The sequence below is a fragment of the Pseudoalteromonas shioyasakiensis genome (assembly GCF_019134595.1).
Classification (GTDB): Bacteria; Pseudomonadota; Gammaproteobacteria; order Enterobacterales; family Alteromonadaceae; genus Pseudoalteromonas; species Pseudoalteromonas shioyasakiensis_A.
The window spans coordinates 2,043,893-2,069,021 of record NZ_CP077770.1; the positions used below are offsets into that span (position 1 = coordinate 2,043,893).

Annotated in this window: 25 protein-coding genes; 4 read left to right on the forward strand and 21 right to left on the reverse strand. The window is 41.5% G+C overall.

Annotation, left to right across the window (positions count from 1 at the left end; translation table 11 throughout):
- Window positions 1-30: 30 nt before the first annotated feature.
- On the forward strand, window positions 31-939 hold the full coding sequence (locus KQP93_RS09480) for a substrate-binding periplasmic protein (protein ID WP_217874174.1): 909 nt from the start codon (window positions 31-33) through the stop codon (window positions 937-939).
- Between the two features lie 29 nt (window positions 940-968).
- Here KQP93_RS09480 and prpF read toward each other — a convergent pair whose 3' ends face one another.
- The 5 genes from prpF to KQP93_RS09505 form a co-directional block, all read right to left on the reverse strand.
- Window positions 969-2,138, reverse strand: a complete 1,170-nt coding sequence (gene prpF, locus KQP93_RS09485) for a 2-methylaconitate cis-trans isomerase PrpF (protein WP_217874175.1) — start codon at window positions 2,136-2,138, stop codon at window positions 969-971.
- Between the two features lie 3 nt (window positions 2,139-2,141).
- Window positions 2,142-4,733, reverse strand: a complete 2,592-nt coding sequence (gene acnD / locus KQP93_RS09490; RefSeq protein ID WP_217874176.1) for a Fe/S-dependent 2-methylisocitrate dehydratase AcnD — start codon at window positions 4,731-4,733, stop codon at window positions 2,142-2,144.
- Window positions 4,734-4,849: 116 nt separating this feature from the next.
- On the reverse strand, window positions 4,850-5,974 hold the full coding sequence (gene prpC, locus KQP93_RS09495; protein WP_217874177.1) for a bifunctional 2-methylcitrate synthase/citrate synthase: 1,125 nt from the start codon (window positions 5,972-5,974) through the stop codon (window positions 4,850-4,852).
- A gap of 24 nt (window positions 5,975-5,998) precedes the next feature.
- The gene (gene prpB, locus KQP93_RS09500) at window positions 5,999-6,874 is read right to left on the reverse strand and encodes a methylisocitrate lyase (RefSeq protein ID WP_054561375.1); all 876 of its coding nucleotides are present in this window, start codon (window positions 6,872-6,874) and stop codon (window positions 5,999-6,001) included.
- An 84-nt stretch (window positions 6,875-6,958) separates the two neighbouring features.
- The gene (locus KQP93_RS09505; protein ID WP_054554723.1) at window positions 6,959-7,663 is read right to left on the reverse strand and encodes a GntR family transcriptional regulator; all 705 of its coding nucleotides are present in this window, start codon (window positions 7,661-7,663) and stop codon (window positions 6,959-6,961) included.
- 280 nt (window positions 7,664-7,943) lie between these two features.
- Between KQP93_RS09505 and rsmF the strand changes: the two genes are divergently transcribed.
- Entirely contained in the window at window positions 7,944-9,383 is a 1,440-nt protein-coding gene (gene rsmF, locus KQP93_RS09510) for a 16S rRNA (cytosine(1407)-C(5))-methyltransferase RsmF (protein ID WP_217874178.1), read from the forward strand.
- 311 nt (window positions 9,384-9,694) lie between these two features.
- Window positions 9,695-10,255 carry a polysaccharide deacetylase family protein gene (locus tag KQP93_RS09515; protein ID WP_217874179.1) on the forward strand — a complete coding sequence of 187 codons (561 nt, stop codon included), beginning with the start codon at window positions 9,695-9,697 and terminating at the stop codon, window positions 10,253-10,255.
- Window positions 10,256-10,669: 414 nt separating this feature from the next.
- On the opposite strand, the gene KQP93_RS09520 is transcribed toward KQP93_RS09515, so the two are convergent.
- The 14 genes from KQP93_RS09520 to yceD form a co-directional block, all read right to left on the reverse strand.
- Entirely contained in the window at window positions 10,670-12,490 is a 1,821-nt protein-coding gene (locus KQP93_RS09520; protein ID WP_217876771.1) for an alkaline phosphatase D family protein, read from the reverse strand.
- Window positions 12,491-12,525: 35 nt separating this feature from the next.
- Entirely contained in the window at window positions 12,526-13,305 is a 780-nt protein-coding gene (locus tag KQP93_RS09525; protein ID WP_217874180.1) for a TatD family hydrolase, read from the reverse strand.
- 13 nt (window positions 13,306-13,318) lie between these two features.
- Window positions 13,319-13,645: a PilZ domain-containing protein gene (locus tag KQP93_RS09530; RefSeq protein ID WP_054554720.1), complete on the reverse strand. Its 327-nt coding sequence runs from the start codon at window positions 13,643-13,645 to the stop codon at window positions 13,319-13,321.
- A gap of 8 nt (window positions 13,646-13,653) precedes the next feature.
- The gene (locus KQP93_RS09535; protein ID WP_217874181.1) at window positions 13,654-14,547 is read right to left on the reverse strand and encodes a DNA polymerase III subunit; all 894 of its coding nucleotides are present in this window, start codon (window positions 14,545-14,547) and stop codon (window positions 13,654-13,656) included.
- Between the two features lies 1 nt (window position 14,548).
- Window positions 14,549-15,175, reverse strand: coding sequence for a dTMP kinase (tmk, locus tag KQP93_RS09540; protein WP_217874182.1), 627 nt, complete (start codon window positions 15,173-15,175; stop codon window positions 14,549-14,551).
- 18 nt (window positions 15,176-15,193) lie between these two features.
- Window positions 15,194-16,171, reverse strand: coding sequence for an endolytic transglycosylase MltG (gene mltG, locus KQP93_RS09545; RefSeq protein WP_217874183.1), 978 nt, complete (start codon window positions 16,169-16,171; stop codon window positions 15,194-15,196).
- Window positions 16,168-16,980 carry an aminodeoxychorismate lyase gene (gene pabC / locus KQP93_RS09550; RefSeq protein ID WP_217874184.1) on the reverse strand — a complete coding sequence of 271 codons (813 nt, stop codon included), beginning with the start codon at window positions 16,978-16,980 and terminating at the stop codon, window positions 16,168-16,170. Before pabC ends, mltG begins: the two co-directional genes overlap by 4 nt.
- A 57-nt stretch (window positions 16,981-17,037) precedes the next feature.
- A complete protein-coding gene (fabF, locus tag KQP93_RS09555) occupies window positions 17,038-18,276 on the reverse strand; it encodes a beta-ketoacyl-ACP synthase II (protein WP_217874185.1) in 1,239 nt (412 codons plus the stop codon).
- A gap of 117 nt (window positions 18,277-18,393) precedes the next feature.
- Window positions 18,394-18,630, reverse strand: a complete 237-nt coding sequence (gene acpP, locus KQP93_RS09560; RefSeq protein ID WP_016707440.1) for an acyl carrier protein — start codon at window positions 18,628-18,630, stop codon at window positions 18,394-18,396.
- A gap of 238 nt (window positions 18,631-18,868) precedes the next feature.
- The gene (gene fabG / locus KQP93_RS09565) at window positions 18,869-19,615 is read right to left on the reverse strand and encodes a 3-oxoacyl-ACP reductase FabG (RefSeq protein WP_217874186.1); all 747 of its coding nucleotides are present in this window, start codon (window positions 19,613-19,615) and stop codon (window positions 18,869-18,871) included.
- An 11-nt stretch (window positions 19,616-19,626) separates the two neighbouring features.
- Window positions 19,627-20,553: an ACP S-malonyltransferase gene (gene fabD, locus KQP93_RS09570; protein WP_167657743.1), complete on the reverse strand. Its 927-nt coding sequence runs from the start codon at window positions 20,551-20,553 to the stop codon at window positions 19,627-19,629.
- A gap of 70 nt (window positions 20,554-20,623) precedes the next feature.
- Window positions 20,624-21,652, reverse strand: coding sequence for a phosphate acyltransferase PlsX (gene plsX, locus KQP93_RS09575; protein WP_054554712.1), 1,029 nt, complete (start codon window positions 21,650-21,652; stop codon window positions 20,624-20,626).
- A gap of 11 nt (window positions 21,653-21,663) precedes the next feature.
- Window positions 21,664-21,834, reverse strand: a complete 171-nt coding sequence (gene rpmF, locus KQP93_RS09580) for a 50S ribosomal protein L32 (RefSeq protein WP_036967969.1) — start codon at window positions 21,832-21,834, stop codon at window positions 21,664-21,666.
- 10 nt (window positions 21,835-21,844) lie between these two features.
- A complete protein-coding gene (gene yceD, locus KQP93_RS09585) occupies window positions 21,845-22,369 on the reverse strand; it encodes a 23S rRNA accumulation protein YceD (RefSeq protein WP_217874187.1) in 525 nt (174 codons plus the stop codon).
- Window positions 22,370-22,510: 141 nt separating this feature from the next.
- Here yceD and KQP93_RS09590 point away from each other — a divergent pair, with 141 nt between their 5' ends.
- On the forward strand, window positions 22,511-23,107 hold the full coding sequence (locus tag KQP93_RS09590) for a Maf family protein (protein WP_217874188.1): 597 nt from the start codon (window positions 22,511-22,513) through the stop codon (window positions 23,105-23,107).
- On the opposite strand, the gene KQP93_RS09595 is transcribed toward KQP93_RS09590, so the two are convergent.
- The gene (locus KQP93_RS09595) at window positions 23,055-23,747 is read right to left on the reverse strand and encodes an HAD family hydrolase (RefSeq protein WP_217874189.1); all 693 of its coding nucleotides are present in this window, start codon (window positions 23,745-23,747) and stop codon (window positions 23,055-23,057) included. The two genes, KQP93_RS09590 and KQP93_RS09595, sit on opposite strands and share 53 nt — an antisense overlap.
- Window positions 23,734-24,702, reverse strand: a complete 969-nt coding sequence (gene rluC, locus KQP93_RS09600) for a 23S rRNA pseudouridine(955/2504/2580) synthase RluC (protein ID WP_217874190.1) — start codon at window positions 24,700-24,702, stop codon at window positions 23,734-23,736. The genes KQP93_RS09595 and rluC overlap by 14 nt, the downstream gene beginning before the upstream one ends.
- Between the last annotated feature and the right edge of the window lie 427 nt (window positions 24,703-25,129).

Genomic DNA, 25,129 nt, shown 5'->3' on the forward strand with positions numbered 1-25,129 from the left:
TTAGATAAATAACAAAAACTTAAACAATTTATGAAACTACTAACCGTATTTTTTTTATTCGCCTCATATCAAGCTCTTGCGGGCCTTACGCCTGTTAGCTTTGAAAAAAATGGCGAAATCATCACTGAAGAAGCGGAGCGTTTCAACGGCGGATATGGTTATAACTTAGATGCCAAACATGTTTTAAAGCTCGTTACTTTAGATTGGCCTCCTTATATAGACGAAAACTTATGCAACAAAGGCTGGCTTTACCAATTTGCTGTAAGCTCCTTACTTGAAAAAGGCTATGGCGTGCACATTAGCTTTTATCCTTGGGCACGCGCCGTAAGAGAAGCTGAATTAGGTCGCGCTGATATTCTCTTTCCTGAATATTTCATTGAAGATGATGTTATTTCAGATAACTTCCTTGATAAAACCCGCAACGATTTACTCGCTTTAAGCCATGCCATTCCAGGTGGGGATCTTTCTTTCGTGGCGTTAAAGGGAACTCAAATTCCATTTAATGGGGATTTAAACTCTGTAAAAGACTTGCCTATTGGTGTAGTTCGCTCATATAAAAACACCAAAGAGCTCGATGCCATGATTGATAATAAAGAAATCGATACAATCGTCGCTAATAATGAGTACCAACTAATTCACCTCTTACTTAGTAACCGCGTAAGCCTGATTGTGGCAGATCTTGAAGTGTTAAAAGCAAGCGTTTACAAGTCTGAATTATCAATTAGCGGCAAACGACAAATACTAGAATCACTGGTTGCATTGGCACCTAAACTTGAATACAAACCGCTATATTTTTCTGTCAGCAAATCAACGCCGCACTGGCAAAAAGTTTTAGAAGACTTAAATGACGAAATAGAACTAATGCAACAAAGCGGCAAGTTTGATGAGTTTATTGAAGGCATGAAGCAACAATGCTACGGATTAGACAAAGCGGCGTAAACGCCGCTTTATTTTGATTATATGTACTGCTACTGAGGCACTCGAACCCAGCCTTCCATTAATACACGTGCACTTCGGCTCATACTTGCTTTTGTGACTTGCCAATTACCATCAACAAGTGTTGCAGCAGCGCCCACTTTTAAAGTGCCAGAAGGATGACCAAAGTTTACCTCCTGACGCTCACCACCACCTGCAGCAAAGTTTACCAAGGTACCAGGAATAGCAGCTGCAGTACCTATTGCAACCGCAGCCGTGCCCATCATGGCATGGTGCAATTTACCCATCGACATAGCACGTACTACTAAATCAATATCGGTTTCATTTACAATTTTACCGCTTGATGCATGATAAGTTTTAGCTGGTGCTACCCAAGCTACCTTTGGCGTATGTTGACGTGCTTTTGCTTCATCAATATGAGAAATCAGCCCCATTTTCAACGCCCCGTAGGCACGAATCGTTTCTAATTTTTCTAGTGCCGATGCATCACCGTTAATGGCTTCTTGCAGCTCTGTACCATCGTAGCCAACTTCACTGGCGTTAATGAAAACTGTAGGAATACCCGCATTGATCATCGTTGCAGACAACATACCAATACCCGGTACTTCTAGTTCATCGACTAAGTTACCTGTTGGAAATAAGGCCCCTTCTCCATCTGCAGGGTCCATAAATTCAAGTTTTACTTCAGCGGCTGGAAAGGTCACGCCATCAAGCTCAAAATCACCAGTTTCTTGCACTTCACCGTTAGTAATTGGCACATGTACTATGATGGTTTTACTTATGTTTACTTGCCAAACTTTAACTTCGACAACGCCGTTGTCTGGTATTTTGCTGGCATCAACAAGTCCGTTCGACACAGCAAAGGCTCCGACTGCTGAAGTTAAATTTCCGCAGTTGCCACTCCAATCAACAAACGCTTTATCGATAGCTACTTGACCGAACAGATAATCAACATCGTGATCAGCTTTAGCGCTTTTCGATAAAATCACGGTTTTACTGGTGCTTGAGGTTGCACCGCCCATACCGTCAGTTTGTTTTTGGTAAGGATCGGGGCTGCCAATCACACGTAATAACAGATTATCACGCGCCTCACCTGCCACTTGGGCAGGCTCAGGTAAGTCAGTTAAGTTAAAAAACACCCCTTTACTGGTGCCGCCACGCATATAGGTCGCGGGCACCTTAATTTGTGGTTTAAACGCCATCGCTTAGTGCTCCTCAGATTCTAAGAAATCTTGCGCGAAACGTTGCAGTACACCACCCGCTGAATAAATTGACACTTCTTCAGCAGTATCTAAACGACACGTCATTGGTACTTCAACGATTTCACCATTGGCACGGGTAATCACTAGTGTCAGTGTTGCGCCTGGTGTTGGCTCACCTTTGACACTAAAACTTTCACTACCATCAATACCTAGCGTAGTTCGTGTCGTGCCTGCTTTAAACTCAAGCGGTAATACGCCCATACCAATTAAGTTGGTACGGTGAATACGCTCAAAGCCCTCGGCTGCAATCACTTGAACACCAGCTAAGCGTACACCTTTTGCAGCCCAGTCACGTGATGAACCTTGACCATAATCGGCACCTGCCACAATAATAAGCGGCTGCTTGCGCTGCATGTAGGTTTCAATAGCTTCCCACATACGTGTCACTTTGCCTTCTGGTTCAATACGAGCGTATGAACCTTGCTTCACTTCACCATTTTCTTTAACCATTTCATTCAATAACTTAGGGTTAGCGAATGTTGCACGTTGTGCAGTTAAATGGTCGCCTCGGTGAGTAGCATACGAGTTAAAATCTTCTTCCGGCAGACCCATTTTAGCTAGGTACTCACCAGCGGCACTTGACGCTAAAATCGCATTCGAAGGCGATAAGTGATCAGTAGTGATGTTGTCACCCAGTACGGCTAATGCACGCATATCACTAAGAGAACGCTCACCCGCTAATGCGCCTTCCCAATAAGGTGGGCGGCGAATATAAGTACTTTGTGGGCGCCATTGGTAAAGTGGATCGTTGTCTTCACCGTAATCTACACTTAAGTCGAACATTGGCTCGTAAACCTTTTTAAACTGCTCAGGTTTAACACTTTGTTTGATCACTGCATCAATTTCTTCGTCTGATGGCCATAAATCCATAAGGCGAATTTCGTTGCCTTGTTGATCATGCCCTAATACATCTTTTTCGATATCAAAACGAATAGTACCGGCAATAGCATAAGCAACAACCAGTGGTGGTGAAGCTAAGAATGCTTGTTTAGCATAAGGGTGAATACGACCATCGAAGTTACGGTTACCCGACAATACAGCCGTTGCGTATAAATCACGGTCAATCACTTCTTGTTGAATTTTAGGATCAAGCGCACCACTCATGCCGTTACAGGTTGTACAAGCAAAGGCAACAATACCAAAGCCAAGTTGTTCAAGCTCAGGTAATAAATTGGCTTCTTCTAAGTAAGACTTAACCGCTTTAGAACCCGGTGCCAGTGATGTTTTAACCCATGGCTTACGAGTTAACCCTTTAGCGTTGGCATTACGCGCAAGTAAACCTGCAGCAATAACGTTGCGTGGGTTACTTGTATTCGTACAACTTGTGATTGCAGCAATGATACAGGCACCATCTGGCATTAAGCCTTCTTCATTCTCAACAACGCCAGTGATACCCGCTTTATCAAGTTCGCTTGTTGCAACACGGCGATGTGGATTCGAAGGGCCCGCAATATTGCGACCAACTGATGATAGATCAAAGGTTAACACACGCTCATATTCGGCCGTTTTAAGGCTATCACTCCAAAGGCCAGTTTCTTTTGCATAAGTTTCAACTAGTTTAACTTGCTCTTCTTCACGGCCTGTTAAACGTAGATAGTCAAGTGTGTTGTCATCGATGTAGAACATCGCAGCTGTTGCGCCAAACTCTGGCGTCATATTAGAAATAGTTGCTCTATCACCTAGGGTAAGTGCATCGGCACCTTCACCATAAAATTCAAGGTAGGTCGACACAACTCTTTCATTACGTAAAAATTCGGTGATCGCTAATACGATATCGGTTGCAGTAATACCCGGTTGTGGCTTGCCTTTTAGTTCAACACCCACAATGTCAGGTAAACGCATGTAAGATGCACGGCCAAGCATCACGCTTTCAGCTTCAAGACCACCTACACCGACGGCAATTACCCCTAACGCATCGACCATAGGTGTGTGGCTATCTGTACCAACTAATGTATCTGGGAATGCCACGCCATCACGTTTTTGGATCACCGGCGACATTTTCTCTAAATTAATCTGATGCATAATGCCGTTACCCGGCGGGATCACATCTATATTTTTGAATGCTGTTTTTGTCCAATTGATAAAGTGGAAACGGTCATCGTTACGACGGTCTTCAATAGCACGGTTTTTTTCAAATGCGTCAGGTTCAAAACCTGCGTGTTCAACCGCTAATGAGTGGTCAACAATTAACTGTGTAGGTACCACAGGGTTTACTTTTGCAGGATCGCCGCCTTTTGCAGCAATAGCATCACGCAGACCTGCTAAATCAACTAACGCTGTTTGACCTAAGATATCGTGACAAACAACACGCGCAGGAAACCATGGAAAATCTAAATCACGCTTGCGGTCAATTAACTGCGACAGTGCATCATTTAGCATTTCAGGTTCACAGCGACGAACTAAGTTTTCGGCAAGTACTCGCGATGTGTAAGGAAGTGTGGCATAGCTGCCCGGTTTAATTGCATCAACAGCAGCGCGAGTATCAAAGTAATCGACTCCGGTGCCTGCTAATGGTTTTCTAAAATTTGTATTCATGATGATTCTACTTGTACTTGGTGACGGAGAACAAAGGTGGGCTGATTGTTTTTGTATTTATTTCGCCCCTTCATAAAGGGGCAGCCAAGCTACCCCTATCACTGATTTAATTACGATTAACGCTCAGAAATTGGCGTGTAGCTACGCGCTTCTGGGCCCGTATAATCTGCACTTGGGCGAATAATACGGTTATTAGCACGTTGCTCTTTCACGTGCGCTGTCCAACCTGTTACACGGCTCATCACGAAAATTGGCGTGAATAACTTAGTTGGGATACCCATGAAGTGATACGCAGATGCATGGAAGAAATCAGCATTACAGAATAATTTCTTTTCACGCCACATTACTTCTTCACAGCGAACAGACACAGGATATAAAACATCGTCACCCACTTCTGCAGCCAGTTTTTCTGACCATTTTTTGATGATAACGTTACGTGGATCTGATTCACGGTAAATGGCGTGACCAAAGCCCATGATCTTGTCTTTACGCTCAAGCATACCCATCAGCGCATCTTCAGCTTGGTCTGCACTTGTAAAGCCTTCAATCATATCCATAGCCGCTTCGTTCGCACCACCATGTAATGGACCACGTAAACTACCGATAGCACCCGTTACACAAGAGTGAATATCAGACAATGTTGATGCACACACACGCGCAGTAAATGTTGATGCATTAAACTCATGCTCTGCATAAAGAATTAAAGACACATTCATTACTTGCTCAAACAGTGCTGATGGTGCTTCGTCATGTAATAAACGTAAGAAGTGTGCACCTACCGAATCATCATCTGTTTCAGTTTCAATACGAACGCCGTCATGGCTAAAACGATACCAGTAACAAATAATGCTTGGGAATACGGCAACTAGGCGGTCAATCGCATCATTCGCTTGTGAGAAATCTTGCTCCATTTCTAGGTTACCTAGCATTGAACAACCCGTACGCATTACATCCATTGGATGCGCGTCTTTAGGAATGTTCTCAAGCACTGTTTTTAGTGCATCTGGTAAGCCACGTAGTGATTTTAGCTTTGCTTTATATTCAGTTAGCTCAGACTCTGTTGGTAATTCACCGCGCGACAGTAAAAAAGACACTTCTTCAAACTGCGCTTTATCTGCTAATTCACTAATATCATAACCACAATAAGTTAAACCTGAACCTGATTGACCTACTGTACACAGTGCTGTTTCACCTGCTACTTGACCACGTAAACCTGCGCCGCCTAATGCTTTATCTACCATGAGTGTTCTCCTTATATGTTGTCGTTATGATTTTTTAGCTGAGAAAAGGTTATCGAGTGTGTTTTCATATGAGTGATAATCTAAAAACTCATATAATTCCGCACGTGTTTGCATATTGTCTACTTGGCTTTGTTGCGAGCCTTCGCTAAGAATAGACGAATAAACATTAAGTGCGGCTTTATTCATCGCTCTAAATGCACTAAGTGGATAAAGTACAATCTCAACACCCACTTCGCTTAATTGCTCTTTTGTATAGAGCGGTGTTTGACCAAACTCAGTGATATTCGCAAGAATTGGTACATTTAACGCCTTTGCAAATGCTTGGTAATCTGCTAAATCATGTACAGCTTCTGCAAAAATAGCGTCTGCACCAGCTTCAACACACGCTGCTGCGCGGTCAATCGCGGCATTTAAGCCTTCTTTTTGGAATGCATCAGTACGCGCCATAATATAAAAATCACTGTCTGTTTTGGCATCAACCGCAGCTTTAATACGGTCAACCATTTCATCTTTAGACACGATCTCTTTATTAGGACGGTGACCACAACGTTTTTGTGCTACTTGGTCTTCAATATGGAAGCCCGCTGCGCCTGCCTTGGTCATTTCTTTAACGGTACGAGCAATATTAAATGCACCGCCCCACCCTGTGTCAGCATCAACAAGAAGCGGTAAGTCGGTAGCGCTGGTGATTCGACGAATATCTTCAAGTACGTTATCTAGGCTAGTCATACCTAAATCTGGCATGCCGTATGACGCGTTAGCAACACCCGCACCTGAGAGGTAAAGTGCTTGGTGACCGGTTTTTTCTGCCATCATTGCGCAGTACGCGTTGACGGTGCCAACCACTTGCAATGGCTTGTTGTTGGCGATTGCCTGTTTGAATTTTAATCCTGCTGACATTGGATAACTCCTATCTTTGAACGGTTTCAGCTCTTTGGCTGACTCTATTTTTTAAATCTAAATTGTGACTGTTTAACTAAGGCGCTACTGATTTTTTGCTGCGAGTAAGTCAAACTTAGTCTGAATATTTGCCTGAGACGCACTAATATGGCGTTTCATAAGCATTTCGGCTAATTCACCGTCATGGTTTTCAATGGCATTAATAATAGCCAAGTGTTCATCAAACGCTTTTGATACACGCGGCCCAACCATACCCATTTGGACACGGTACATACGAATTAACTGGTACAACTCATTACATAAAAGATGAATTAAGTGTGCGTTTTTCGACCCTTTAATAATGCGATAATGAAAATCAAGGTCGCCCGCTTCTTGGTAGTATGATTCACCTTCTTTTACACGCTGTGTTTGTAAGTGCTGATTCAATAACTGCTTTAAACCCTGCACTTCTTCAGGTTCCATGTTGTCCGCAGCTAACCGACAAGCCAGCCCTTCTAGGGCACTACGCACCTGATAGACTTCGATTAAACGCTCAGCGGTCAGTGCAACTACACGGCAACCAACATTGGCTTTACGCTCTACCAAATAACAGCTTTCTAAACGATTTAGCGCCTCACGTAAGGTGGCACGGCTTACACCATAGCGTTTAGCAAGTTCTGGCTCAGAAATTTTGCTACCCTGCTCGATGGTGCCCTGGACGATTTCACGGCGCATGTCGACAAACACTTGGTCTGATGCTGTTGTTATCGTGATATCGTTGTAGTTATCGTTTGCTTTTTGCTCTGTCATAATAGGTCTATCAAAGTACTAAATTAAGATTGTCGACAATTTGTGAGTTCACTATGCGCCCTATCATTGAAACTGTCAACCTTGAGTTCGGAAAAACAGGCTAAAAAACCAACAAAATGTCGACATAAATTGATATTTATCAAAAATAATGGCTATAAAGAACATTTATATTGGCAATTTGTCGACACTTTAATCTCACCGTTAAAAAGCTAAAAATATCCCCTGATAGCGCTATAAATGGTATGATCCGGCTATTACTACGTGATGTGAGAGCCATTTAGTGGACGCTAATACATATATTCCTGACTCATTTATTGATGATGTAAAAAGCTACCTTCCTGAACATTTATTATTAGACGACTTTATAGCAGCCTGTCGACGCCCACTAAGACGATCTGTTCGCGTAAATACTTTAAAAATGTCAGTCGCTGAATTTCAGCGTCAATGCGCCAAAAAAGGATGGGAGTTAACAGCAATTCCATGGTGCGAAGAAGGATTCTGGCTAACACGACCAAGCGACGAAGAAGCGGCCCTTGCAATCGGTAATACCGATTTACATTTAAGTGGCGCTATGTATGTGCAAGAAGCCAGCTCAATGTTACCGCCGGTAGCACTGAGAGCCGAAGTTAAGCAAAGCGACGCAGTGCTTGATATGGCATCGGCACCTGGTTCAAAAACATCACAAATCGCCGCCATGATGAATAATAATGGCGTGTTAGTTGCCAATGAGTTGTCTTCGTCACGCTTAAAAGTATTAGCAGCAACCCTCAAACGTATGGGCGTAGGTAATTGCGCATTATCACATTTTGACGGTGTGATATTCGGGGATTATATGTATGAGTGCTTCGACAGTATTTTGCTAGACGCCCCGTGTTCAGGTGAAGGCACGGTTCGTAAAGATGCAGACGCCCTAAAGAATTGGTCAATCGAATCTAATATTGATATTGCTGCTGTGCAAAAAGCCCTTATCAAAAGTGCCTTTTATGCCCTAAAACCAGGTGGTATATTAGTTTATTCGACCTGTACTTTAACACCGCTTGAGAACCAACAAGTGTGTGAGTATCTATTAGCAGAGTTCCCTGATTGCATTGAAGTACAATCGCTCGATACCCTGTTTGATGGCGCAGACAAAGCGACAACCAGCGAAGGTTATTTGCATGTTTGGCCGCAAACTTACGACAGTGAAGGTTTCTTCATAGCTAAATTTAAAAAAATAGCGTCAAGCGATAACCCTAATCAAAAAGTTAAAAAAGGCGCATTTCCGTTTGCAGAGTTTGATAAAAAGCAAAGCCAAGCGTTTATGCAAACAATTAAAAAACAGTTCGGTCTAAAATCACTCAAAGGCACGTTAATGCAGCGTGATAAAGAGCTTTGGTTGTTTCCAGATGGCTTTGATGAACTGCAAGATAAAATTAAATACTCACGTTTAGGTATTCAACTTGGTGTGATCCACAAAGGCGGTGTTCGCTTGGCGCATGAGTTTGCCACCGTCTTTGGCCAAGATTGCGATAAAAATACCTTTGAGATGTCTGCTTGCCAAGCAAACGATTACTTTAACGGTAAAGATATTAGGCTCGAAAAACCAACGCAAGATAATGGTGAAGTAGTTTTAATGTTATGTGGTTGCCCGGTAGGCCTAGGTAAGTGGCAAAAGAATAAAATTAAGAACTCATTACCTCGTGATTTGGTCCAAAATGCCCAGTTGATAACTTGGGTATAAGTTGCGCATAAAGACTGTATAAATAAGGCGCTAATTTAGGTAAAAAGCTGTAACAGACTGATTTTAAACTAGTATAAAATTTGTACATTTACCGTGCAATTTCCTGCTGATTAACTACACTTAAAAGTACTTTCTACTTCTCCCTACTGAATTTAGAAGGTGTTTTTTTATAGTTAGCGCAGGCTCACACGAGCCACCCCCTAAGCCCAGAACAATGCGGATTCGTTCTGGGCGTTTTTTTATTCAAAAGTCGCATAGCAAAGCATTAGCCTTTTTGATTTCATTGTAAAAACAATGATAAAGGATTGATTATGCTTAAACCCTTGTGCGTCGTACTACCACTTTTAATCAGCAGCCAAACTCAGGCAAAAAGCAGTGACTACCTAGGCTTTGACTACCCTAATAAGGCTAAAAATGCTGTCAGTATCACTTTTGATGATGCAAGACATAGCCAAGTTGATACCGGTTTAGCGCTTTTAAACAAATACCAAATAAAAGCGACATTTTATGTATCCCCTTTTAACGTAAAAGAACGTGTTGAAAAGTGGCAAATGGCTGTAAAAACAGGTCACGAAATTGCTAATCATACGGAAAGCCACTTGTGTACCGGCAACTTTGAATGGCTTCGTGAACTTGGGGTGTCGCTTGAACAATTTACGTTAAAAGAAATAGAGCAAGATATCTTAAAGGGGCAAGACTATATAAAAGCCACACTCAACGTGACACCAACCGCTTTTGCCTACCCTTGCGGTAACACCTTTGTTGGCCGTGGTGCAAATACTAAAAGTTATGTACCGTTAATAGCCAAGCACTTTAAAACAGGTAGAACTTGGCTCGACGAAACGGCGAATAATACCAATTCGCTTAATTAAGTGGTCTATTTTGAGGCAATAAAACCTCGTTGATAACAAGGCAAAAATTTCGTTATTTAGTTGTTCTAAATCAGAAATTTTTAACGCAGGTAGCGACAGGTTTAATCCCTCAAAATGATTAAGTATTATTGCGGATTGGTATGACCCCAACTTTACAGACTTTTCTCAGTTAACTAGCTTACCCATCGATGGGCTTACTTTCGAAGAGATCAAAAAAGCCATAGAACAGCACCGAACTAACAATAGTTGGATCATTCTGGCAGGCCACGATATTGGCAAACGAGATCAGTACACTACCGGCAGCGAAGCCCTAGAACAGCTCATAGTTTATCTACAAGATCCTAAAAATGGTTTTTGGTTAAATACTGTAAGTAATGTTGCTGACTACGTTGAGGCGAATCGCAAAGTATTCGATTAATTATCGTTTAAATCGAATTCAGTTATTTGGTTATCAGCGTGAATAAGTTCATATTTAGCAAGCAAACCGTCATTGAGCTCAATTAAGCTGATAGCCGCATTACTGACCAAATACTTTTGTCCTTCGCCTATGGTTTGGTGTTTATCAACTTCCATTTGCCAACGCTTAGTGAAAAAATTAAGTGGGCTTTTTGGCGCATATAAAATTGAGTCGAGTTTATCGAGAACATTAATAAGTTTGCGTGGGAACTCATTTTTAATGCCACTGGCAGTCAATTGCCAAATTCGGTTTTTATGTTTACCAAAGCGCTTTTGCACTGAAAAACAAAATGAATAATGAACATCTCCAGAGAGGATCAAAGTTTCTTTTGGTGTATCTTCACGGCGAAAAGTATCTAGCAGCTTTTTAGCAGAACCTTCATGGGCCATCCAGTTTTCAACATCAACTAACAAGGGTTGTCCGCAAAAATTAAAAATCGCTTGGATTGCTTCAATCGATTTAACACCAAACACCGGTGCTGGAGATACAATAATCACTTTATCGTGAGACAATAAACTTTCTTCTAATTCGGTGAGCCTTTCCCAATCAAGTAAACCAGATGGTTCATTGAAGTTTTGTTCATTGCGCCAGCGGTGAGTTCGGGTATCAAGTACCACAACCTTTGGGATGGTATTAAGCTCGTAATGCCAATAGTTAAAATTGAGTATTAACTTATCAAAGTCTTTAAAATGCCAGCTCTGTTGCTGCAGGCTTTGTTTAAAGCTGGCTAATAAAGACAGCGAGTTATCACCTGCATCATTACCAATCCCCTGCATTAACCAATAACTAATCAGGCCATTATTTACAATACGACGGCTAGCTGGGTGCTGATAAATAGCTTGCTCCCACCCTGCGGTTAGGTTCCAATCATCGGTGACATCATGATCGTCGAACATCATTAATGTCGACACATTGGCGAATAACCTTTCAACGCTTTGAAGACCCTTTGCAAAGCCAAGCAGTGCGTCCTTTTCAAGTTTAAATAGGTTAGCGTATTTAGGGGCTAATGCTGGGCATTCAATTGATTCAAAATCAATCAGCTGCCAAGTAACCGCGCTGAAGTTTAATAAATAAAGCGCTATAAATTCTTGAAAATGAATTAAATGGTTTTCAGCTTTTAAGCTTGAGAAGTGTGGCTCATCTTTTTTAAGCCAATAACCAACACCAAATTTGCTTCGTTTCTGCCAAGGCACTTTGGGTAAGTGTAAATGGCGCTGATAAAGTTGCTGCTCAAACTCTTCTGGCAAATCTAAATCAAGCGCTGGCTCTTGAAACACACCAAATAGGCTAATCACTTTTTCAATTGCGAGCAGCATAGGCCCTGCGACATCATCAGCATATATTTGGTCGCCAGATAACAATAATAGGTCAGCACCTGCATTAAGCGATTGGCGCTGATCATTTTGCCAATTATCTGCAGCCACAAGGCTATCTTTTGCTGGGTGATGAGGATTACGACACGAGCCATGAAGAATTCTATCGAGCCGATTTGGGATCACAAATGCCGGAGATTCGGCACGTTCATAGCAATAAGACGACAAATCAAGGCTTTTACTTTCATCATGTAATGAATAATAGATCAGTGAATCAACTGCAAACTGGCCACTGACTGGCATGACATTAATGAAATTTAAGTAAAGGTGTTGCCCTAATTGGATTGACTCTAAGTTCGAGTATGTCTCGACACCTTTAAACTCAATTCGGTATTGGCAAGGCCTAGTTGTAACAAATTGAAAGCACACTCGCCCTGCATCTGCTCGGCGTACCATTGGCCCCATTACTAACTGAGGTAAATTCGATACGCCGTGCACTATTACGCCCTTTTAGCTTGATTGAACAACGAATAAAAGTTGTTGGTTGTTGCTTCAGCTAACTCGTTAAAAGTAAGCCCTTTTAACTCAGCGATGTAATAGGCGACATCTTCAACATAGGCTGGTTGATTTGTTTTACCACGATATGGCACAGGCGCTAAATACGGTGAGTCTGTTTCGATTAGTAAGCGATCTAGCGGAATTTGCTTTACAACGTCTTTTAACTCAACGGCATTTTTAAACGTAACAATGCCCGAAATCGAAATATAAAAACCCATATCAATGGCTTTTTTAGCCATTTCCCAGTTTTCTGTAAAGCAATGCAATACACCACCACAATTCTCGGCATTGTGAGCGCGCATTAAGTTAATGGTGTCTTCTCTTGCATCTCGTGTATGAATAATAAGCGGCTTATTTAGCTCATTGGCAACGTCGATATGACCAACGAAACTCTCTTGCTGAACAATATGGGTGTCTTTTGAGTAATAGTAATCAAGACCCGTTTCGCCAATAGCTACCACTTTGTCGTGGCTTGCAAGTGAAATAAGCTTTTGCTTATCGAGTGCGTCTTTTTGATCGAGTGGATGCACACCACAAGATGCAGAAACATCTGGATAGTTCTTAATTTTATCCAGCATACTTGGGAATTGATCTAAAGTTACACTTACACATAAAAAGTGTTCAACCTTTTTAGTGCGAGCATTATCTAGTACTTGGTCTAAGTTTAGGTCAAGCTTATCGAAATCAAGGCGGTCTAAATGACAATGAGAATCTACAATCATGGTACTACTTTTATTACATGGTATAGGTCGGATTGCCTGAGTTTAACATAGTACCGAGTAGTTTTTCGATTTTCGCATTCAAATTGGTTTTATCATCGATAAAATTAACACCAATGCCTGGCGGGTTTGAGCTTTGCGCACCTTGCGGTGTTATCCAAGCAACTTTACCCGTTACTACATCGTCTTCTAGTGCATCTGGTAATGTGACCTTTAAAGCCAATGAATGACCCATTTCAAAGCGCATATTAGTGCGAACAAACAAACCACCATTTTTTAGATAAGGCATATAACAGCGATATAATTCTTCTAAGTCTTCAATATCTACTAATAATTCTTGCACGATACTTCCTAATTTTGGCTTTCACGTAAAGTAAACGCTAATTGTGAAATGGCTAGTTCCAAGTTTAAACCAAGCACATGTGAACTGTTATAAAGAAACTCTGAAATTGCAGATTGTGCTTTCTGATAATTGAAAAAGTCCATTCCTAAAACCAATTGCGTTTTAAGATGCTCTGTTAAAAACAAAGCAAATACATTAACCAAGCTATGATCTTTATTTAATATGTCGACTAACGCACTGAAATTATGGCTGTCTTTTATCTCAGTTGCAAATTTATAAAGGGAATCGACAGCTTCAAGTTGGTTGTCATTTTGCCACTGCTGAACAAGAAGTGGCTGCCTAGCGAACAACTCTAACCATGAATAATTAGCAACACTTAATGATGCTAACCATTTTTTCGTATATTCAGGGTTAACTTTTATTTCGTGTACCGCACAGCGACTTAAAATTGTTGCAGGTAATAATGCTGTTTGCTCGCACGTTAACAATAAATAACGGCGCAAACTTGGCTCTTCAAGGGTTTTTAATAAAGCATTAGCCGCAGCAGTGGTCATTTTATGACACTGTTCAAGTACCACAACTTTGTTACCATTTTGCGCCGCTGAATGGTTGATAAAATCACTGATCTCACGAATTTCATCAACGCCTATTGTTTGGCCTTCCACCTTTACAACGCGTTTATCAGGGTGAGTACCCGCTTGATTAAGTTGACAGCTTTTACAATTGCCACAGGCTTTTAAGTTTACAGGTGACGCGCAAAGTAAGCCATCAGCGAGCGAATCGACTAAACGTTGTTTGCCAACACCTTTATCACCGTTAAATAGCTGAGCATGATGAAAGCGTTGCTGTGCATAACTTTGCGCTAGTTGCTGATAAAGCCCTTCAAGCCATGGCAAAGGCATATTAATTTAAACCTGCAAAAAAGTTATCAAGCACGGTTGTGATTGCCGCATGTACTTCTGGCATTGTTTGGTTTGCATCCACTGTTTTGATACTGCTATCAGTTTTAGCTATTTCAAGGTAGCGTGCGCGAGTGCGCTCAAAAAACCCTAATGCTTCTTGTTCGATACGATCAAGTTCACCACGGCCTTTTGCACGAGCAAGCCCAACTGCAGGGTCAATATCTAAATAAATGGTTAAATCAGGTTTTAAACCATTTAGCACCATATCAGCTAAAAAAGAGAGTTTAGTCTGTTCAATACCACGACCACCACCTTGATATGCTTGTGATGAAAGATCATGGCGATCACCTAAAACCCAAGTGCCATTTTCAAGTGCCGGATTAATAACATTAGCAACTAATTGCGAGCGTGCTGCGTACATGATTAACAGCTCTGTTTCACCCGTCACTTTTTCTTGGTGAGCCTGTTTGACGATATTACGCAGCTCTTCAGCCATAGCTGTACCGCCAGGCTCACGTACATTAATAAAATCGACTTGCTTGTTTTCTAAATAAGCTTGGCATACGGCAATGGCCGTTGATTTTCCGGCCCCTTCTAGGCCTTCAATCACTATAAATTTCGCTGTCATATGACTCAATTCTGGTTGTTAGTTTAATTGGTACTGCTTTACCGCACGATTATGTTCTTGCAATGTTTTCGAAAATTGATGGCTGCCATCCCCTTTCGCAACAAAATACACATATTCAGACTCAGGTGGATTAACCGCGGCCAAAATCGCCGCTTGCGAAGGCATGGCTATGGGTGTTGGCGGCAAGCCTTTTATCTTATACGTGTTATACGGTGTATAGGTTGTTAAATCTTTTCGTTTTATATCGCCATCAAAATCAGCACCAATGCCATAAATAACCGTTGGATCGGTTTGTAAGCGCATATTGGTTTTTAAACGATTGGTAAATACCGCAGAAATTAATGGTCGCTCAGAAGCGAGGCCCGTTTCTTTTTCAATAATTGATGCCAGTATTAACGCTTCATACGGTGAGCTTAATACTAAATCCGGCGCTCTAGTTTGCCATGCAGCGTCTAATTCCTGCTGCATTTTATTGTATGCACGTTTTAATAAGCCGCTGGCACTATCTTCGCTATGGTAGTGATAGGTGTCAGGGAACAACCAGCCTTCTAAATTCTCTTGCGTGTTACTTATCTGCGACGCTAAATTTTCTGTATCTAAATCTTGAGTTAAATGCGCTTGCTTTTGAATATTAGCAACAACGTCTCGAAGTGGCTGACCTTCAATAATAGTGAAGCTAAAGCTTACTTGTGCACCTTGATTAATACGGCGAATATTATCAATAACAGCGCTTGTATCCAGTTCATAAAGACCCGCTTTTAAATCGGTAAGCGTAGGATCTAATTTAGCAAGTACCTGAAATTTAAAACAGCTATCAACCCACTGCTTTGTTTGCCATGCTTGGCAAAGTTGATTAAAACCGGTGCCACGTTCTACTTTAAATAAAGTACTGTTTTCAACTTTTAACGGCATTTTTAATGCTGATTGAAGCTGTTGATAGCCAATACCACAACATAGCAATGCTAATAACAGCACGCTAACAATGACTTTTATCACACACTCTCCTTGGCAAACTGCGCCGTTAATAGCGCTTTACTGCATTCAATATCAAACTGTGTATCAGCAATTCGTGCAACGGGAACCACGCCCATTAAACTGTTACACATAAATACGGCATCCATAGCTAAAAGCTCATCTAATTGGATTGCTTTAAATTCAATGGCTAACTTATCACATAAAGCGCTGAGATAAACCCCAGTGATACCGCAGCGGTCTAACTTAGGTGACATAACTTGACCGTCTTTAATGGCAAAAATATTTGCAGCAGAGCACTCAATCACATTGTGATCATAGTCAAGTACAACAACGTCATCACATTCAAGGCTGTTCATTTGATTTTTGATAAGTACTTGCTCTAAACGGTTCAATGTTTTTAAGCCTGCAAGTAAAGGTTGATGTGCAAGTTTCACGTCGCTGACTGCTAGGTTTACACCCTGCTGCTGCCAACTTTTATAGTGTGAAACTGCAGGCAATATGCTGATCAGCACTTGGATACTTGGTGTAGCTGGTAAGCCATAACCACGCCCACCTGCACCACGGGTGATAACTATTTTTAAAATACCGGTTTGTGTATCACTGATTGCGTGGTTAACTTCACGCTCAATTGCGGTTAAATCTAATTCGGGGAAAAATAGTCTTTGCGCGCATTCTTCTAAACGCGTTTTGTGTAAATCCCAGTGCTCAACGACAGAGTTCACCACAGAGGCTGTGGTAAAAAAGCCGTCACCATAATTTAAGCCGCGATCTTGCGTGCTTATTGTGGTGTCTGGTGTGGTTATTTTTATTGTTTGTTTTAATTTACTCATACAAAAAAGCCCAGTTAAACAACTGGGCTCTTCTTTTTAGTCCGTTGTTAAAAAGAATTATACCTTTTTAAATAGCAACGAGCCATTAGTACCACCAAAACCAAATGAATTACATAGTGCGTAATCCAATTTAGCATCACGTGCAATGTGCGGTACGTAGTCTAAATCACAGCCTTCATCAGGGTTATCAAGGTTGATTGTAGGGCTTACTTTCTGGTCAACAAGTGACAAGATAGTAATAATTGACTCTACCGAGCCTGCTGCACCTAACAAGTGACCCATCATTGATTTAGATGAACTAACCATCACATCTTTCGCTGCATCACCAAAAATTGTTTTAACAGCTGATGTTTCGGCTTTATCGCCTGCATTAGTCGATGTACCGTGAGCATTAATGTAGCCAACTTGGTCTGCATTAATTTGCGCATCGTTTAGTGCATTTTCCATCGCTAGCGCTGCGCCTGCACCGTCTTCAGGTGGAGACGTCATGTGATATGCATCACCACTCATACCAAAACCAACGAGTTCAGCGTAGATTTTCGCGCCACGTGCTTTAGCATGCTCATATTCTTCAAGCACGATAACACCAGCACCATCCGCAAGAACAAAACCATCACGGTCTTTATCCCAAGGACGAGATGCTGCTTGTGGATCGTCGTTACGAGTTGATAATGCACGTGCTGCATTAAAGCCGCCCATACCAATTGGTGTCGATGCTTTTTCAGCACCACCGGCTACCATTGCATCTGCATCGCCGTATGCAATCATACGTGCAGCATGACCAATGTTATGTAGACCTGTAGTACAGGCTGTAACGATTGAAATATTTGGACCACGTAAACCGTGCATAATTGATAAATGACCAGAGATCATATTGATAATGGTCGAAGGCACATAGAACGGAGAAAGCTTACGCGGGCCACTGTTTAATAGTTTAATGTGGTTTTCTTCAATTAAAGTTAAACCACCGATGCCAGAACCCACTGCTACACCAACACGAGTGGCGTTTTCTTCAGTGATCTCTAGACCAGAATCTTGTAGTGCTTGTACACCCGCTGCAATGCCATATTGGATAAACAAATCCATTTTCTTTGCATCTTTCGGTGACATGTAAGCTGATGCATCAAAGTCATTCAGCAAACCTGCGAATTTGGTGCCGAAACTTGAGGTATCGAAATGCGTGATAGTTTGAATACCACTTTTACCGTTTAACAAACCTTGCCAAGTAGATTCAACATCATTACCTAGCGGTGTCAACATTCCTAAGCCAGTTACGACGACTCGACGTTTAGCCACGGGTTGCCTCCAATAAGGAAATTATTTTAGGTGGGGTGTATACCAAATTTATTAGTATCATTCTATAGATAGACTAAGGGCAGCTTGAAGCTGCCCTTAAAATCAAAATGCGTAAAATTACTCAGCGTGAGCTGTAACGTAATCGATTGCAGCTTGAACTGTAGTGATCTTTTCAGCTTCTTCGTCTGGGATCTCAGTGTCGAACTCTTCTTCAAGAGCCATTACCAGTTCTACAGTGTCAAGTGAATCAGCACCTAAGTCGTCAACGAAAGAAGCTTCATGTTTTACTTCTTCTTCTTTAACACCTAGTTGCTCAATGATAATTTTCTTTACGCGTTCTTGGATGTCGCTCATTCTTCTTTCCTTTATTAAAAACGCCAATGCGTTATTTTCAGATTGCGGCGTAGTTTACGCCGCATAATTCTGTGATTCAAGGATTTGCTGATAATTACTTATCTGGTCAAACCTCTCGAATAGTATTTGTTCATTTATCGCTTATTTTAATAGCGAATTCAAGTATGTTTAAAGCAAGATCACAAAAAATTCAACAATTTTCGATAATCTTTCGTTAGCAAATTTTTGCTAACTTTCATTAAACCATGTACATCGCGCCATTTACGTGCAATGTTTCGCCTGATACATACGCAGCAGCGTCAGATGCTAAATAACATACCGCAGCAGCGATTTCTTCAGGTTGGCCTAAACGCCCTGCAGGTACATTTGCAAGCGTAGCTGCTTTTTGGTCTTCAGTCAGCTCATCTGTCATATCTGTTTGGATAAAACCAGGTGCAACAACGTTCACTGTAATGCCACGTGAAGCCACTTCGCGTGCTAATGACTTAGTAAAACCAATTACACCCGCTTTCGCTGCAGCATAGTTAGCTTGACCCGCATTACCCATAGTGCCCACTACAGAACCGATATTAATGATACGGCCATTTTTCTTTTTCATCATAGGGCGTAAAACAGCCTTAGATAAACGGAAAATTGAGCTTAGGTTCGTGTCGATGATGTCATCCCACTCACCGTCTTTCATACGCATTAATAAGTTATCGCGAGTAATACCTGCGTTGTTAACTAATATGTCGATATCGCCTAAATCAGCCTTGATCGCAGCAAGTGTTGCCTCAATCGATTCAGGATCTGTAACGTTAAGGGCATAACCTTTACCGTTGTCACCAAGGTACTCACTGATTTTAGCAGCACCTGATTCACTTGTTGCAGTACCCGCTACTTTTGCACCTTGTGCAACTAGCGTATTTGCAATTGCTTTACCAATACCACGGCTTGCACCAGTGATTAGGACAACCTTGCCCTCAAGAGAAAATAAATTTGTCATTCTATTCCTACTTATTTCGCTTCATCAATAGCAGCTTGCGTATTAACCGCAGCACATACCATTGCTTTATCAATTCGTTTAGCAAGACCCGTTAGTACTTTACCTGGGCCAAACTCGTAGCTTTGTGTGATACCTTGCGCAACTAATGCTTGTACAGTTTCAGTCCAGCGTACTGGGCTGTAAAGCTGACGTACTAATGCATCTTTAATTGCTTCACTTGATTGCTCAGCTTTTACATCAACGTTGTTGATTACATCACACTTAGGTGTATTAAATGTTAAAGCGGCTAAATCAGCAGCTAATTTTTCAGCAGCTGGTTTCATTAGTTCACAGTGAGAAGGTACGCTGACTGCAAGTGGTAAAGCACGTTTAGCACCTGCTTCTTTACATGCTTCTGATGCACGCTCAACGGCCGCTTTGTGGCCGGCAATAACAACCTGACCTGGTGAGTTGTAGTTTACTGGTGAAACAACTTCACCATTTGCTGATGCTTCACATGCTGCTTTAATTTCGTCGTCACCTAAGCCGATGATTGCAGCCATAGAACCAACACCCGCAGGTACTGCTTCTTGCATATATAAACCACGATTTTCTACTAGTTTAACTGCTTCGCTTAAGCTTACAACGCCAGCACAAACTAATGCTGAATACTCGCCTAAACTGTGACCAGCCATAACAACATCGGCATCAGGGTTTGCGTCTAACCATTGACGGTAAATAGCAACGCTAGCAGTAAGAAGTGCTGGTTGTGTACGATGGGTTTGATTTAATTCTTCTTCTGGACCATTTAGTACAAGTGCAGCTAGATCATAGCCAAGAGCTTCAGATGCTTCAGCGAATGTTGCTTTAGCAATTTGTGAATCAGCTAATAGTTCAGATAACATGCCCACAGTTTGTGAGCCTTGACCTGGAAATACGAGTGCAATTTTATGTGCCATACTTTGCTCTTATAATTAAACAAAAAAATATTCTGTAGCAGGCAGCATAACAAGTTTTAGATATGCTGCACTACTTTGTTGTTGGATGTGTTTGCTCAAAAATCGCAGCGATTTTTTCAGGGAGTTGGCGTTCGACTTCCCGCGCGGCTTCATCAATAGCAGCATGAAACGCCTTTGGTGAGGCATTGCCATGGCTTTTAACAACAATACCGCGCAATCCTACCAGACTTGCGCCGTTATACTGGTCGGGGTTCACCCGCTTGTAGAGTTTTTTTATCACTGGACGCAATAAAAACGCTAAACTTTTGTATAAGAAATGTTTGTGTAAGGCTTTGGTGAGTTTGTGCATGATCAGTTTGGCAATACCTTCACAGGTTTTTAATGCCACATTACCTACAAATCCTTCGCACACAATAACATCGGCTTTTCCACTGAAAATATCACTACCTTCACTGTAACCTGTGTAGTTGAGATATTCACACTGCTGCATTAACTGTGCAGCTTGTTTTATTCCTTCATGCCCTTTGATGTCTTCAGAGCCAATATTCAATAAACTAACTCTTGGGTTATCACACCCAAGTGCCTGCCCTGCTACCACAGAACCCATAATGCCAAATTGATAAAGGGTTTGTGCATCACAATGCACATTAGCGCCTAAATCAAGTAAATAAACAGGGTTTTTACGTTCAGTTGGAACAGCAGAGATTAATGCAGGACGTTTTACGCCTGGAAGCATCTTTAATACATAATGCGCCATAAAAAATAGCGCGCCTGTATTACCAGAGCTTACACACGCTTGCGCTTCACCCGATTTAACTAAATCGAGGGCAACTCGCATTGATGAATCTTTTTTAGAACGAACCGCTGAAGCAGGTTCACACGCATTTGTGACAACTTCGCTACAATGACGAATAATTAAACGAGGGTGTGAAACAGAATCGAGTGCTTCGAGTTCTTTTAGAATAACTTGCTGATTACCACATAAGATGAGTCTTAAGTTGGTATTAGCATTTACCGCTTGCACGGCAGCGGGGATAGATGAACGGGGGCCGTAATCGCCCCCCATCATATCTAACGCTATGGTTAGATTGGTCAGCATATAGCAATCTCTTAGTTAGAAATTACTTTAACGCCTTTGTAGTAACCGTCAGCAGTTACGTGGTGACGACGGTGAGTCTCACCAGAAACTTGATCTACAGTTAAAGTTGGACCACTGATCGCATCGTGTGAACGGCGCATGCCGCGTCTTGCACGAGACTTTTTGCTTTTTTGTACAGCCATTAGTCTTCTCCTAAGAATCTTTCTTAAGTTGTTTCAAAATATCAAATGGATTTGGTTTGTCATCTTTCGCAGCTAATTTACCAAAGCTGGTAGGCTCTGATGTATAACTGCATGAAGCTTCGTTGTGTGTAGGCACTATTGGAATAGCTAAAATCAGTTCGTCTTCGATTAACTCAAATACGTTGATTTCACCGTTTTCGTCCAGCTCTACTTCATCGTAACCTTCAGGTAGATGATCTGACTCTGCATCCAAACCAATTGGCGAATACACAAAGTCTTGTTCCAAATCCAACCCTAATTCTCCATTACAGCGTTGACAAGTTACAGTTACATGTGTTGATAAGTTACCACTTATTACCACTAAACCTTGCTCGTCAATTTTGCAATGAATCTTTACCGCTATTTCACCTGCTTCCTCCTGCACAACTTGCTCTAAACGAGAAAGTTTTTCAAGCGGGACAATACCGTCATACGTTAAACGATGTTGAGCTGCTTTGCTGGGATGAAGAGTGATGGGAATTTTCACCTTTTGCATAGGGGCTGCATCATATAGATAGTTAGTAAGTTAGTCAAAGTAAAAAACCAATTTTGGTAGGTTTTTAACGATCTTCTGCTTTGTTTTCGGATTCATTGTGGCTTATCCTTGGCAAAATACAATTTTCATCCAGAATTTATTATGAAACCAACACTTATATTAGCGTCAAGCTCACCATTTAGACAGCAATTATTAACTAAGTTTAACTTACCTTTTCAAAGTTTTTCTCCAGATATCGATGAATCCCCTATCGCAGCTGAAAAGCCAGAACAATTAGTTGCTCGTTTAAGCGAACAAAAAGCCCGAGTTTCCAAACAACATTTTAGTGAAGGTTTGGTGATCGGCTCTGATCAGGTTGCAGTATTCAACGATACAATCTTAGGTAAACCTCATAATAAAGAGAATGCCATTAAGCAGCTATCATCGTTTAGTGGCCATACAGTGACCTTTTTAACGGGTTTAAGTGTATTTGATATACAAAGCGATAAAACAATTACCACCGTGGTGCCATTTGATGTGACATTTAAAAGCCTTACCCATGAGCAGATCGATGCTTATTGCGATGCTGAGCAGCCATACAACTGTGCAGGTAGCTTTAAAAGTGAAGGGTTAGGTATTTGTTTATTTGAAAAGCTCAGTGGCGATGACCCCAATACATTGATAGGCCTGCCACTGATCACATTAACTAAAGTGTTGGCTGAGTTTGGTGTTGACGTGTTAGCGCTGCAAGGGGCGTAGTTAAAACCTGCAAAAGTTGCTGGTATGAATCAACAACACATAACGGCGTATGTTGTTGTAACTGCGCCGGGCTATGAGCACCGAAACTCACTCCAATACAAGCAATACCTGCGGCATTGGCCATTGCCATATCAAGTTGGCTATCGCCAATCATCACAGCATCACCTTTTGCTATGCCCTGCTCGTGCAAAATTTGTTCAAGCATATCTGGAGATGGTTTCGACTCAGCATCATCTGAACATTTTACATTCACAAAGTACTGCCCAAGGCCTGACTCGTTAAGAAGCCTAACGATACCTTCACGTCCTTTACCGGTAGCCACAGCCAATTGCATACCTGCATCGCTTAACTGCTTTAAAACGGATTCTACATCTTTAAATAAAGGTGTAGGTGTAACGTCTAACTCACGGTACTGAGCTTTGTAACCTGCAACCAGTTCGTTGTTTAAATGTAAATGCGCCGGAAAAAGCACTTCAGTGGCTTTTGCCAGCGACAAACCAATAACGTCTTTGGCTTGTTGCTCTGTTGGAACAGGAATACCTAAGTGTCGCGCAGTGTTTCGCAGGCAGGTGACAATTTTTGGCACAGAGTCCATCACTGTGCCATCCCAATCAAAAATAACCAGCTTAAACTTGTTCATTATCGGCACGTAGCTTTTTGATACAGTTTTGAAGTGCATTATCGAGTGGTGCCTCAACATGCATAGTTGTTTCGTTTTTAGGGTGCATAAAACGTAAATCGTGGGCATGTAAAAACAAACGATTTAAACCAGTCAGCTTATTAACGTATTGATCAAACTCTGCCACACCGTATTTATCATCACACGCAATAGGGTGACCTTTACATTGCGTATGCACACGAATTTGGTGAGTACGCCCTGTTACCGGCGACGCTTGCACTAATGAGCACTCAGCATATCGCTCCAGCACACGAAAACGTGTGTGCGATGGTTTACCTTCGTTATTATCAACACGAACCACACGCTCACCAGATTTCAAGGTGTTTTTACGAAGTCCTTCGGTAACGTTTTTCGTTTTAGAATCCCATTGACCATCAACTAATGCCCAATAGTTTTTCTCCATGGTTTTTTCACGTAACTGTTTGTGTAAATCAGTTAACACTGAACGACGTTTAGAAATAAGCAAACAACCTGATGTGTCACGGTCTAGGCGGTGTACAAGCTCTAAACTACGCTCTTCAGGGCGAAGTACGCGAAGCGCTTCGATTAAGCCATAACTTAGGCCACTGCCACCATGCACAGCCATACCCGAAGGCTTGTTGATCACCATTAAATACTTGTCTTCAAACAAAATGGCGCTTTCAAGCTGTTTTACTTTATCGAGTTTTTTTGGCACAAACTCTTCTTTTTCGGCCACTTTAATAGGTGGAATACGAACCACATCATTAAGTTGTAGTTTATAAACAGGTTTTATGCGTTTTTTATTTACTCGCACTTCGCCTTTACGAAGGATTTTATAAACTGCACTTTTAGGCACACCTTTTAGGTGAGTAATAAGAAAGTTATCAATACGTTGACCTAGATGGTCTTCACCTATGGTAACAAACGAAACTTGTAAGCCGGTTTTTTCTGACATTGCCTAATCACTGATTTAAGTAAATAATTTAGTTGCTAACGCGACGGTAATAGTGGGATAATCACCGTCGCGAACATAAAGTTTGCAAGTAACAACGGTGCTTTTATCACATTAATACATTCGTGAAGCATATTCTGGGTTGCCGATCATACAGATCCGCGCTAAGTTTTCCAAAGCTTTTATAATTACCCAGCCAACACGAGCGTTCAATTATCGGCGATGCGCGTAATATATTGCCTGAATAATTTGAGCACGAATGTTGATTAATGAACATAAAAAGCAATTGAACAAGATAAATTGACTGATAGTGACGACGTAGCAACGTCATTCAGAAGCAGCTGTTGTAGCAAGACATTGAATAAAAATTTGAACATGGTCGACTTCGGGACAAAACTCGTAAATTAAAACCGCAGAATTGGCGGCAGTT